Origin of the sequence: Rothia sp. HMSC062H08, assembly GCF_001810775.1 — a bacterium.
Lineage (GTDB): Bacteria > Actinomycetota > Actinomycetes > Actinomycetales > Micrococcaceae > Rothia.
In genome coordinates this window covers 325,803-338,727 of the sequence record NZ_KV802665.1, presented here as the reverse complement: position 1 = coordinate 338,727, position 12,925 = coordinate 325,803, and the positions used below count along the sequence as shown (strand labels likewise).

At 56.9% G+C, this 12,925-nt stretch carries 7 protein-coding genes; all 7 read left to right on the top strand.

All coding sequences use genetic code 11. The features are described 5' to 3' along the window. Nucleotides 1–52 precede the first annotated feature (52 nt). The 7 genes from yajC to HMPREF2765_RS04005 all read left to right on the top strand — a co-directional run bounded on the left by yajC (nucleotide 53) and on the right by HMPREF2765_RS04005 (nucleotide 12,879). Entirely contained in the window at nucleotides 53–412 is a 360-nt protein-coding gene (yajC, locus tag HMPREF2765_RS04035) for a preprotein translocase subunit YajC (RefSeq protein WP_044150403.1), read from the top strand. A 99-nt stretch (nucleotides 413–511) separates the two neighbouring features. Continuing rightward, the gene (gene secD, locus HMPREF2765_RS04030; protein ID WP_070599942.1) at nucleotides 512–2,203 is read left to right on the top strand and encodes a protein translocase subunit SecD; all 1,692 of its coding nucleotides are present in this window, start codon (nucleotides 512–514) and stop codon (nucleotides 2,201–2,203) included. A gap of 2 nt (nucleotides 2,204–2,205) precedes the next feature. Next, nucleotides 2,206–3,393 carry a protein translocase subunit SecF gene (gene secF, locus HMPREF2765_RS04025; protein WP_070604345.1) on the top strand — a complete coding sequence of 396 codons (1,188 nt, stop codon included), beginning with the start codon at nucleotides 2,206–2,208 and terminating at the stop codon, nucleotides 3,391–3,393. 281 nt (nucleotides 3,394–3,674) lie between these two features. Continuing rightward, a complete protein-coding gene (locus tag HMPREF2765_RS04020) occupies nucleotides 3,675–6,152 on the top strand; it encodes a RelA/SpoT family protein (RefSeq protein WP_070604343.1) in 2,478 nt (825 codons plus the stop codon). Between the two features lie 327 nt (nucleotides 6,153–6,479). After that, nucleotides 6,480–8,105, top strand: a complete 1,626-nt coding sequence (locus tag HMPREF2765_RS04015) for a type I restriction-modification system subunit M (RefSeq protein WP_044150405.1) — start codon at nucleotides 6,480–6,482, stop codon at nucleotides 8,103–8,105. Nucleotides 8,106–8,107: 2 nt separating this feature from the next. Then, the gene (locus tag HMPREF2765_RS09360; protein ID WP_083303615.1) at nucleotides 8,108–9,379 is read left to right on the top strand and encodes a restriction endonuclease subunit S; all 1,272 of its coding nucleotides are present in this window, start codon (nucleotides 8,108–8,110) and stop codon (nucleotides 9,377–9,379) included. A gap of 182 nt (nucleotides 9,380–9,561) precedes the next feature. Then, nucleotides 9,562–12,879, top strand: coding sequence for a type I restriction endonuclease subunit R (locus tag HMPREF2765_RS04005; protein ID WP_052265074.1), 3,318 nt, complete (start codon nucleotides 9,562–9,564; stop codon nucleotides 12,877–12,879). Nucleotides 12,880–12,925: the final 46 nt, after the last annotated feature.

The following is a 12,925-nucleotide window of genomic DNA, read 5'->3' as shown; positions in this document are numbered from 1 at the left end:
TACGCTCAACCCTCGCGGTGAGCGGCACGGGTGCGGATGTGAAAGTGAGACCATGGATTTTAACCTCCTGATTATGATTGCCATGATGGCGCTGCTGGCATGGATGATGTTCTCCGCCCAGAAGCGTCAGCGTAAGCAGATGGAGGAACTGCGCGCAATGCAGCAGTCTCTCGTCCCCGGCACCCAGGTGATGACTGGTTCCGGCATCTACGGCACCGTTGTCAGCACTGACCTTGAGAACAACAAGCTGCAGCTTCAGATTGCGGACGGTGTTGTTATCACCCTGGCACTGAACGCGATTATGGCCGTCGTCGAGGAGGAAGCCCCCGCAGCGCCCCTGACCGAGGACGCGTACGAGGCTACCGCATCCGAAGCTCCCGCTTCCGATACCTCTTCTGATACTGCTAAGTAATTCAGCGCGTATGAGCCCGGCGCCCAGTGAGCGGCGTCGGGTTTTCGCGTTACGGAATCTGTAGAACACTCAATACTATTCACACGAAGAAGGAACATTATGGCTAAGCGTTCACCGCTTGCAGCCGCGCGAGGGGCGCTCCTCTCGATGGTCCTGCTCATGGTTGTTATGGCTGCCGGTATTTTCGGCACCACCTACGCGGGAGGTTCTTGGGCACCGAAGCTCGCCCTGGACCTTTCGGGTGGTACTCAGATGATTCTTTCTCCGAAGGTCAATGGCTCTTCGGATGAGAACGTCTCCCAGGAGCAGTTGAACCAGGCGGTTGAGATTATTCGTCAGCGCGTTGATGGTGCCGGCGTTTCGGAGGCGGAGGTTACCACCTCCTTCGGCTCGGGTAATAACGTGGTTGTTTCGGTTCCCGGAACGATTAGCGCTGAGACTCGTCAGCTGATTCAGGCGTCTGCAAATATGACGTTCCGCCCGGTTCTTGTAGCCGGTGCCGGTACTGCGGTGGCTGAGGATGCCCGCACTGCGGACGATAAGCTGCCCAAGCCGTCCGCGGAGCCGACTGACGGTTCGGACCGTAACTGGATTACTGCGGACCTGTACAAGCAGTATGAGGCGAAGGACTGCACCGCGGCACGTAATGAGGACGCCGATAGTGCGGACCCGACTAAGCCGATGGTGGCGTGTTCCACTGACGGTCAGGAGAAGTACATTCTGGGTCCTGTGGAGCTGAGCGGTAGCGATATTTCTACTGCAAGCCACTCGCAGGAGACGACCGGTCAGGGCGTGACTACGGGCCGTTGGGCTGTGAACATTCAGTTCAACGATGCTGCTCGTGAGAAGTTCCAGAACATTACTTCTCGCCTGAACGCGATTCGTGCACAGAACGCAAACGATCCGCGTGCCCGCTTCGCGATTCTGCTGGACGGCAAGGTGCTGTCCTCCCCGGTGTCGCAGGCAGTGATTTCTGATGGTAAGCCGCAGATTACCGGTAACTTCACCGAGCAGGAGGCGAAGGCTCTCGCCGATCAGCTCAAGTACGGTGCTCTGCCGATTAGCTTCACGATCCAGTCGGAGCAGCAGATTTCTGCGACCCTGGGTTCGGAGCAGCTGCGTGTGGGTCTGCTGACCGGTCTGATTGGTCTGCTGCTGGTGTTCGTGTACTCGCTGTTCCAGTACCGTCTGCTGGGCTTTGTCACGATGATGTCGCTGGTTGTGGCTGGCATCATTTCGTATGAGGCGATTGTGCTGCTGGGTTGGGCGTTGAACTACCGCCTGTCCCTGGCTGGTGTGGCGGGTCTGATTGTGGCGATTGGTGCTACGGCTGACTCGTTCATCGTCTACTTTGAGCGTATCCGTGATGAGATCCGTGCGGGCCGCACGATCCCGTCGGCGGTGAACCACGGTTGGCAGCGTGCATCCCGCACTATTCTGGCGTCGAAGGCTGTGAACCTGCTGGCTGCTGTGGTGCTGTACGTGGTGTCGGTCGGTTCGGTGAAGGGCTTCGCGTTCACCCTTGGTTTGACTGCGATTGCTGACCTTGTGGTCGTGTACCTGTTCACCCACCCGATGCTGACTCTGCTGGCGAATACTCGTTACTTCGGTGAGGGTCACCGCCACTCGGGCTTGTCGCCTGAGTCGCTGGGCGCTACGCCGCTGTACCGTGGTGCCGGTCGCCTCCGCAGCCCGGAGGAGAAGCAGCTGAGCATTGCTGAGCGTCGCCGTGCAGAGCGTGCTGCCGCTGAGGCTGACGAGTCTGCTTCTGATGAGAAGAAGGAGAGCTAAGCATGGCTACCGATGTGAAACCTAATGCTTTTGCCCGCTTCGGTAATGACCTGCATTCGGGCGCCCGCTCGTACCCCTTCGTGGGTAAGCGCCGCCTGTGGCTGCTGCTTGCGGCTGTGCTGATGGCGGTTTCGGTTCTGATTCCGGCTGTTGGTGGCGGCTTCAACCTGGGTATTGATTTCCGTGGCGGTTCGGAGTTCGTGGTCTCGAAGACTGCGCACGTTGATACTGCTACGGGTGAGCGCATTATTCACGAGAAGGCGAAGGACGCTTCGGATGTTCGCGTGACCAATATTGCCCCGGGTACGATTCGTGCCCAGATGAGCAAGCTCAGCGATGATGAGACTCTGCAGGTGAAGGCGGCTCTGCAGGAGGGTTACGGCGTCTCTGAGAATGACGTGACCTCTTCGTTTGTGGGCCCGACCTGGGGTGCGGATGTGACCCGTCAGGCGTTCTGGGGTCTGGTCGCGTTTGTGGTGCTTGCGCTGATTGGTATGGCGTTCTACTTCCGTACCTGGAAGATGTCGTTGGCGTCTATTGCGGGCCTGTTCTTCACCGTGGTGGTGACGGTTGGCCTGTACGCCGCGTTCGGCTTCGAGATCACTCCGAGTGCGATTATTGGTTTCTTGACGATTCTGAGCTACTCGCTGTACGACTCGGTGGTGGTGTTCGATAAGATCCGTGAGAACACCGAGGATGTGCTGGAACGCCGCGACACGACCTTTGCCGAGCAGATTAACCTGGCGGTGAACCAGACCCTGGTCCGTTCGATTAACACCGCTATTGTGGGTGTTCTGCCGGTGGGCGCGATCCTGTTCATTGGTGCGTTCATCCTGGGTGCGGGTACTCTGCAGGACCTGTCCCTGTCGCTATTCGTGGGTATTCTGGTGGGCATGTTCGGTACGCTGTTCGTGTCTGCTCCGCTGTATGCTTCGCTGCGTTTGGGTGAGGCTCAGATTCGTGAGCACACCGCGAAGGTGGAGAGCGGCAGCTTCAAGGACGCTGAGGATGCTGACGAGGCTGAGGGCGACTCTTCGGAGGAACCCGCCGAGGCTGCGAAGTCTGAGAAGTCCGCAAAGTCTGAGGAATCTGCTGACAAGGCGACCGAGGACGAGAAGGCACCCGAGAAGCCCGCTAAGAAGCCGGCACGTGCAACCATTGAGATTCACCGCGTGAACCTGAACGGTTAGCCAGCGTTCCGCCAGCGCTACTGGCGTTGCTAACGATAGGGGAGTCGATACCGAAAGGTGTCGGCTCCCCTTTAGCGTGCCCAAATATTTCCCACACAACGCGCTCTGGTGTGTTAAAACGTCGCATAGTTTGGCGCGTTCCAGACCGCTGGGTAGGATAAGAAGTGAAGATACTGTGCGCTCGCGTTTGAGCCTGCTGATGGCTGGTTTGGCCGGTATAGCCCTCAACGATGAGGAACCTGAGTGTGCGGCTGATTATCTTGAGTCCGAAGGAGCCTGGAATGAGTGCAGAACCTGCCGTGAACACCAACGCTGAGAACCCTGCAGGGACCGCCGAGAAGCCCGCGGTTCGGCCCGCTGGCCCGATTCCTCTGCCTGAAACTGATTCGTCTGATGCGAAGAAGAAACGCGGCTCGCACCGCGTCATGGCTGCTGGCGGACGTGTGCCGAACCGCCTGGTCTTCGGCAGCCGCAGCAGCAAGATGGAAGCCTCCGACTCGAACGGCGGCACCATCCGTTTCTCCCCGATGATTGCGCCGGTTGTACGTGCCGTGCGCCGCTACCACCCGGACGAAGACATCCAGGTGCTGCAGCGCGCCTACGAGGTGGCGAACCGCTGCCACGAGGGTCAGAAGCGTAAGAGCGGTGACCCGTACATCACGCACCCTGTCGCTGTGACCGCGATTCTTGCGGAGATGGGCGCGACCGGCCCCGTGCTCGCCGCCGGCCTGCTGCACGACACCGTGGAAGACACCGACTACACGATGGAGCAGCTCACCGAAGAGTTCGGTGAAGAGGTCGCCTACCTGGTCGACGGCGTGACCAAGCTGGACAAGATGACCTACGGCGAGAACGCCTCCATTGAGACGATCCGCAAGCTCGTGCTGTCCATGAGCAAGGACATCCGCGTGCTGCTCATCAAGCTTGCCGACCGCCTGCACAACGCGCGCACCTGGCGTTTTGTGCCGCAGGCTTCCGCCGCGAAGAAGGCGGAGGAGACCCTGAAGATTTACGCGCCGCTCGCGCACCGCCTGGGCCTGAACACGATCAAGTGGGAGCTGGAGGACCTGTCCTTCGCCGCCATGAGCCCGGAAATTTACGCCGAAATGGTGCGCATGGTCGGCGAACGCACCCCCGCGCTCGAAAAGTTCCTGAACGAGGCACGCACCAAGATTACCGAGCGCCTGAAAGAGGTGGGCATCGACGCGACCGTGACGGGCCGCCCGAAGCACTACTACTCGATTCATCAGAAGATGAAGACGAAGGGCCGCAGCTTCGACGAGATTAACGACATCCTCGCCGTGCGCATCATGGTTGAGGAAGAGGCGGAATGCTACACCGTGCTCGGCCACGTGCTGTCCCTGTGGCCGTCGATGACTGGCCGTTTCAAGGACTACATTAAGAACCCGAAGAACAACAACTACCAGTCGCTGCACCTGACCGTGTACGGCCCGGGCAACCTGCCGCTTGAGATTCAGATTCGCACCTACAAGATGCACGAAGAAGCCGAGTACGGTGTGGCGGCGCACTGGCGCTACAAGGCGGCATCGCGCGGCGAGAAGGTCGCAGCTCGTGGCGGCGCGCCCGCGAAGGACCCGAAGGAGCCGGGCACCCAGACCTCGGCAATGATGAACGTCGGCATTCTGCAGTCCATTGCCGAGATTTCGAACTCCAACCCCGAGTCGGAGAAGTTCTACGAGTCACTCGCTGACACCCTCGACACCGACGAAATCGTGGTGCTCACCCCCAACGGTGAGGCAATCGCCCTGCCCAACGGCTCCACCCCCGTGGACTTCGCCTACGCCATCCACAGTGAAGTTGGCGACCGCACCGTCGGTGCGAAGGTCAACGGCCGCCTCGTGCCGCTGCACACGGTCCTGCCCACCGGCGCGACCGTGGAGATTATGACCACGAAGAACGAAGACGCCGGACCCAGCGAGGACTGGCTGAAGTTCGTTCGCTCCTCACGCGCTCGCACGAAGATCCGCCAGTACTTCGCGAAGGAACGCCGTCTGGAGGCGCTGCTCGCTGGCCGCGAGATGCTCACCAAGAGCATGCGCAACAGTGAGCTGCCGCTGCAGAAGATGATGAGCCCGGAGATTATGACTCAGGTGGCTCAGCTGCTGCATAAGAATGATGTGGCGTCGCTGTACCGTGCGATTGGTGAGCACGAGATCGCGCCGAAGCAGGTCATTGACACCCTCGTTGAGGTGCACCGCGGCGACGAGCCGGCGCCCGAGGTTGAGGTCAGCGACTTTGACGAGACGCTGCTGAAGTCGACCCGCAAGGCGATTGGCGATAACGGCGTGATTGTGCCGGGTGCTGAGGGTGTGCTGACGAAGATTGCGCGCTGTTGCACCCCGGTCCCGCCGGATGACATTATCGGCATTGTGACCCGCTATAACGGTATTTCGGTGCATCGCCGTGACTGCCCGAACATGCGTAACGCTGACGAGGAGCCGCGCGTGACCACGGTTGAGTGGGCGTCTTCGCCGACCGCTACGTACCGTGTGCAGATTCAGGTGGAGGCGCTGGACCGTAAGAGCCTGCTGAGCGACCTGATCCGTGCGATTTCTGAGTCGGGCGTGAACATTCTGGATGCGCGCGTGCACACCTCGGAGGATCGTACCGTGGTGGACCGCTTCGCCCTGGAGCTGGGTGACCGCTTCATGCTGGAGCACGTGCTGAACGTGGTCCGCAACGTGACGGGCGTGTACAAGGCGTACCGCCTGACCGGTGCGAAACCCTCGGAGGCGTAAATACTTCTCTACGCTGACTTACGCTGAGAAGCCACATGTGTTTCGAAAAGCCACCTTTGGTGGCTTCTCGAAACACATGTGGCTTTTCGCCGTTAAGCGGGGTGGGGTCCATAATGACGAACCGGTGAGTGTGGGGTCGGGGAAACCCGTATACTGAAAGAGTTCGCGCCGCCGGGTACGAAACGGCTTGTGGAAGCTACGAATGCTCCCACCGAGCAGAGCTTCTGAACCCGCACCGCGCATGTGTACGACCGGGACCGTACGGGTCCCGAACTTTTGACGTTTCTTCGGCTAGAAACGATAACTAATGAGAGGTTGACCGCCCCTATGACGACGCAGTCTACGGATTCTTCCGCTACCACTGACGAGCACCGTAACCGTAACGCCGAGCGTGCTCAGCTGCACTCCACGATTTGGCGTATTGCGAATGACCTGCGCGGTTCGGTAGACGGCTGGGACTTTAAACAGTATGTACTGGGCATGCTCTTCTACCGTTACCTCTCTGAGAGCCAGGCACGTTTTATCGATGAGAATTACACGCTCAAGGGCCCTTTCGTAGAGCTCAAAGATGAGGACTGTAATGAGGGAGGTAGGCAAGTAGTTCTTCGTGAACGTGGTTTCTTCCTGCTGCCCTCGCAGCTGTTCTCGAATGTATACGCGAAGGCACGTCAGGACCAGAACCTGAACGAGACCCTGGCGAACGTGTTCAAGGCATTCGAGGAATCGGCACGCGGTACCGAATCCGAAGAGAATGTGAAGGGCCTCTTCGACGACTTTGTGCTGGACTCGAACAAGCTGGGTGTGAGCCCGGCGGCTCGTCACGAGAACCTGCTCAAGCTTATGGACGCTGTGGCGGGCATGAACCTGGGTAAGGGTTACGAGGATAGCGAGAACGATGCTTTCGGTGACGCCTACGAGTACCTGATGGGCATGTATGCGGCGAATGCGGGTAAGAGTGGCGGTGAGTACTACACTCCGCAGGAAGTCTCGGAGCTGCTGGCGAAGATTGCCATGGATGGCCGTGACGCCGATAAGATCCGTAGCGTCTATGACCCGGCGTGTGGCTCAGGTTCACTGCTGTTGAAGTTCAAGCGTGAGCTGGGTAAGAACTCGAAGGGCCTGCGTTTTATCGGCCAGGAGATTAACCTGACCACCTATAACCTGTGCCGCATGAACATGATGCTACATGGCGTTCCGGTGGATGAGTTCAGTATTGCGCACGGTGATACTCTAATTGACCCGAAGCACCGTAACGGCAAAAACCCTAAGTTTGTAGAGCCCTTTGGCGCGATTGTCTCCAACCCTCCGTATTCGACGAAGTGGAAGGGCGATGATGACCCGACCCTGAAGCACGATGACCGTTACGCCCCTGCGGGTGTGTTGGCGCCTAAATCGAAGGCTGACCTGGCGTTCACGATGCACATGCTCAAATCCCTTCATGAGGCAGGTACGGCCGCTATCGTTGAATTCCCCGGTGTACTATACCGTAGCGGTGCAGAGCGCACGATTCGTGAGTACCTGCTGATAGAGAACAGGGTAGACGCTGTGATTCAGCTACCCTCCAACCTGTTCTACGGAACCAGCATCGCCACCTGCATTCTGGTGTTGAAGAAGGGCCGCCGCAAGGACCATTCGGTGCTGTTCGTGGATGCATCTGCGCTCTTCGATAAGGGCAAGAACCAGAACATTCTGGGTAAGTCACACCGTGAGAAGATTCTTGATGTGCTGGCAACTCGTGAGGAGCGTGAGCATTTCTCAGCTCTCGTTCCGGTGCAGAAGCTGCTGGAGCAGGAGGCGAACCTGGCGGTGTCGAGCTGGGTTGAGCCGGAGGATACGCGTGAGCGCGTGGATATTGTTGAGCTGAATTCCCGTATTGAGAACATTGTGGCTCGTCAGGCTCAGCTGCGCGTGGAGATTGACGCTATTGTGGCGCGCTTGGAAGGCGGCGAGTAGTCGTGGCGGAAGTGACGAATTATATTGACCGCCTGGTGGCTGAGCTCTGCCCGGACGGGGTAGAGTACCGCCCGCTGGGTGAAATTGCTGATGTAACGTCAGGATATGTTTTTCCGGTTAAATACCAGGGAAATGAAAAGAGTGCAGAAGATAATATTCCGTTTTATAAGGTGAGTGATATGAACTTGCCTGGTAACGAAATGTTTATGACATCTTCTAACAATTACGTATCTGCTGAATCAGCTGAAGAGATGCGTGCGTCGCTCGCTCAGCCTGAATCCATAATCTTTCCTAAGATTGGTGCTGCGATTGCAACAAATAAGAAGAGGATTCTGACCGAGAAATCAATTGTGGATAATAACGTTATGGCAGTAACTGCTCGTAGCGTTATTAACTCTAAATTTCTCTACTATGTCCTATCTGGTTTTGACTTGATGTCATGGTCGATGGGTGCTGGCGCAGTGCCTTCTATCAAGAAGAGTGTTGTCGTTAAACATGAGGTTCCTGTTCCTCCCATGGAGGTCCAGGAAGCGATTGTTGAAATTCTCGACAAATTCACGAACCTGGAAGCGGAGCTGGAAGCGGAGCTGGAAGCGGAGCTGGAAGCGCGTACTCTGCAATACGAGTACTACCGGGATTTGCTCCTGGCTTCTTTCTCCGAGCCAGCGGTCAAGTTCTACTCGATAGAGGAACTGTTTACCACCCGTAATGGTTACACCCCGTCTAAGTCCAATAGCAGCTATTGGGAGAACGGAACTGTTCCGTGGTTCCGCATGGAAGATATTCGTGAAAATGGCGGAGTCCTTTCAGAAGCTTTGCAGTCTGTTCATGAAAGCGCTTTGAAAAAGGGCGGGATGTTCCCTGCTGGTTCAATCATTGTGGCGACTTCTGCAACGATTGGTGAGCATGCGCTGATTAACGTAGATTTTCTGTGCAATCAGAGGTTCACTGTTCTGACCCCTAAGGAAGAGTTCAAGAGCCTTCTGTTGCCTAAATTCCTCTACTACTACTCGTTTGTTCTGGATCGTTGGTGCCTTGCAAATACTACGCAGTCTAGCTTTGCCAGCGTGGATATGAAGCGTTTCAAGAAGTTTGAGTTTCCCCTTCCATCTCTGGAAGAGCAGCAGCGCATTGTCGATATTCTTGACCGTTTCGACGCCCTAACCAGCAGCCTCTCCGAGGGTCTACCCGCAGAGCTCGCAGCGCGTCGCAGCCAGTACGAGTACTACCGCGACCAGCTACTTTCTTTCCCCCGCAAGGGCGAAAACCAGTAGCCACCCGCGCATCAAACTGCGCATCACGCGCGAACCCCGTGCAGGGGTAGTGGTCACCCACCACCCCTGCACGGGCCGCTAGACCTCAACTACATACCTCAACCACACTCAACAAACCGGGATCACCAACCCTGAGCCCAAGCATCCACGCACTCAACCCATCTATGCAAAGGAGCACCCCCGTGGAAACCGTACCTGATTACTCCCACCCTACCGAGGGATTCACTGAACGCATCCTCAGCTCGGATACCTTCACCGTCTTGGGTGACCGTACCGAAGCCCCCCACTACGATGAGTGGGCGAAGGCTAACGAAAAGCGTAAAGGCCTGCAGACTGAAGCGCAGCTTGAAGCTGAACTTATCGATACCCTTAGGGATCAGGGCTATGAGTATCTGTCGAACCTGACTGATGAGACTGCTCTTATCCGTAATCTGCGTGAACAGCTTGAACGTTTCAATACCCGCCCTGAAGAAGGCGCCTACGGGCCCAACAGTGGTTTCCACTTTACTGATGAAGAGTTTGACCGTCTGCTCACCGAGCACCTTGCCCGCTCTAACGATGGCATCTTGGAGAAGGCCAAGCTCATCCAGGAAGAACGCTTCATCGACTTCCGCCTTGATGACGGCACTTTGCGCAACATCATGCTCATCGACGCCGTCTACCCCGCACGCAACCGCATGCAGGTTGTTAACCAGTACCGTGTACCTGCTGCCAACGGTAAGACGCGCAACCGTTATGACGTGACCATCCTGGTCAACGGCCTGCCCCTGGTTCATATCGAGCTGAAGAAGCGTAGCGTTGGTATTCAGGAGGCCTTCCAGCAGATTGAACGCTACCAGGGCGCCGGATTCCAGGAAGACACCCACCGTTTCTTCGAATACGCCCAAATCTTTATCATCAGCAACGGTGTAAAAACCAAGTACTACTCCAACACCGTGCGCCATAAGCACATTGAAGACCTACAGGAGGTCCGCCGTAAGAATCCCTCGGGCGGTTCGGCAGGCAAGAGCTTCGAATTCACCAGCTACTGGGCTGACGCCAAGAACAACCGCATCAGCGACCTGATGCTTTTTGCTCGCACCTTCCTGGCTAAGAACGCTCTGGCGAACATCCTGACCCGCTACTGCATCCTTACGGTAGATCAGGATCTGCTGGTGATGCGCCCGTACCAGATTGCGGCGACTGAACGCATTATTAATTGCGTTAAAACCGCTGATAAGTCCAAGAACAGTGATAAGACCTTCGGCACTAAAAAGGCCGGTGGCTACATTTGGCATACCACCGGTAGCGGTAAGACCCTCACCAGTTTCAAGACCGCGCGCCGCCTGGCAGAAACCGGGCTTGTCGAGAAGGTCATCTTTGTCGTGGACCGTAAGGACCTCGACTACCAGACCATGCTCGAGTACAACAACTTCCAGGCGGACTCTGTTAGCTCCAGTAGCAGCACTCGTCAGCTGAGCGACCGCCTGGCAGACCGAGGAACCAGCATTGTGGTCACCACCATTCATAAGCTGTCTAACCTCACTAACGCCGAACCCAAGCACCCCGTCTACGGCCAGCGTGTAGCCATCATTTTTGATGAATGCCACCGCTCCCAGTTCGGCCAGATGAACGCCAACATCAAGAAGTATTTCAAGAACTACTGCATGTTCGGGTTCACTGGCACCCCCATCTTTGATGGAAACTCCGCAGGCGGCCCCGGCACCACCACCGGTGAGGTCTTTGGTGAATGCCTGCACACCTACACCGTCGTGGATGCTATCCGTGATGGGAACGTGTTGCCTTTCCACCTGGAATACACCAACACCAGCCCTACCTTTGCTTGCCTTGAAGAGAGTGTCTATGCCGAGGAAATTGCTGCTGAACGCGCCGCAACCCCCGACGCGAAGGAACTTGAAAAGCTTGCCAAGGCCAAGGCAGTACTTGAAAGCCCTGAACGTATCGAGGCTATCGCCACCTACATTCTGGATAACTACGACCGTAAGACTAACCAGAAAGAACGTGACTACGATCTGAAGAAGAGCCGCACCATCAACAAGGTGACCGAACACTACGTAGAGCGCGTGCGCGGCTTCAACTCGATCCTGGCAACCTCCTCCATCGACGCTGCCTGTACCTACTACGACGCCCTTAACACCCTGCAGGAAGAACGCATTGCTGAGGGTGTGCTTGACCCTGCCAAGAAGCTGAAGGTTGCCATCATCTACTCGCAGGGTAACGGCGGACAGCTGATTGATACTTTTGGTGAGGGAGAAAACTACGAATTCCCCACCGGGGACACCGGCAGCCGCATGGACGGCTTCCTCGAAGACTACAACACTATGTTCGGCACGAACTTCAGCACCGACGGTGACTCCTTCGACAACTACTACAAGGATGTCTCCCGCCGCATGAAGGTGCGCGAACTGGACCTGCTCATTGTCGTGAACATGTTCCTGACCGGTTTTGACTCCAAGACTGTCAACACCCTCTGGGTGGATAAGAACCTGAAGATGCACGGGCTGGTGCAGGCGTACAGCCGTACCAACCGAATCTTTAACTCGGTGAAGCGCTCCGGTAACGTGGTGTGCTTCCGCGACCTGGAACAGGCGACCAAGGACGCCTTCACCCTCTTCGGCGACACCGAAAACAGCGACGGCCAGTCTGCCCTTGATATCGCGTTCACCCGACCCTACAAGGAAGCTTTCGAGGAGTACCGCGAAGCGGTCACCACGCTGCGTGAAGAATTCGGCATGGATGAGGGCGGCTCCATTACCGTGGACACTCCGGAAGAGAAGGCCCGCTACATCAAGCTCATGAACGATGTGCTTGAACTGCGGCAGGAGCTGCGCGTGCATGACGAGTTCATCCGTGACGGCGGCGATGAGCTGATCAGCGACTACGACATGCAGGGCTACACCGGTGTCTATAACGACATTTACGACGAGATTCGTGAGATGCGTAAGGCTCGGGAAGAAGGAACCGACGAGGGCGAGGACCGGACCGATGACGTGGACCTGTTCGCTAATGTCCACTTCCTCACTGAGCTGGTCAAGCAACAGGAAATCGGTGTCGACTACATCCTGGCTCTCATCGAGGCAGCACACGAATCTAACAGCGACGCCACCGAGGACATCGAACGTGCCGTCAACAGTAGTAGCGAACTACGCGCTAGCGCCGACATCATCACGGATTTCTCCAAGGAGTATAGGAACACCCCGAACCCCGGAGACGTCTACGAGCACTTCAACCGCTACGTGACTGAGCGTCGTAGCCGTGAAGAAGACGAAATTGTGCGGGATGAAAACCTAGATCCTGAGGAGACTCAGCGCGTAGTCAACCGTGCTCTGAAGGAGGGACGCCGAACAATCTCTGGCAAGTTCACTTCCCTCATCAAGGTGAAGATGCCGATCTTTGGTGGCGATCCTAGTAGTGAGGATGCTGTGTCTAAGACTAAGCGTGTGAAGCAGAGGCTGGAGAAGCATCTGGACCGTTTTATGTCGTTGCTGGGCGGCCGCTAACCATCAGTAATTTACGCAGAAGCCACATGTGTTTCGAAAAGCCACT

Coding starts and splice junctions, on each gene's coding strand:
- yajC (WP_044150403.1), top strand. CDS start 53: ATGGATTTTAACCTCCTGATTATGATTGCCATGATGGCGCTGCTGGCA.
- secD (WP_070599942.1), top strand. CDS start 512: ATGGCTAAGCGTTCACCGCTTGCAGCCGCGCGAGGGGCGCTCCTCTCG.
- secF (WP_070604345.1), top strand. CDS start 2,206: ATGGCTACCGATGTGAAACCTAATGCTTTTGCCCGCTTCGGTAATGAC.
- HMPREF2765_RS04020 (WP_070604343.1), top strand. CDS start 3,675: ATGAGTGCAGAACCTGCCGTGAACACCAACGCTGAGAACCCTGCAGGG.
- HMPREF2765_RS04015 (WP_044150405.1), top strand. CDS start 6,480: ATGACGACGCAGTCTACGGATTCTTCCGCTACCACTGACGAGCACCGT.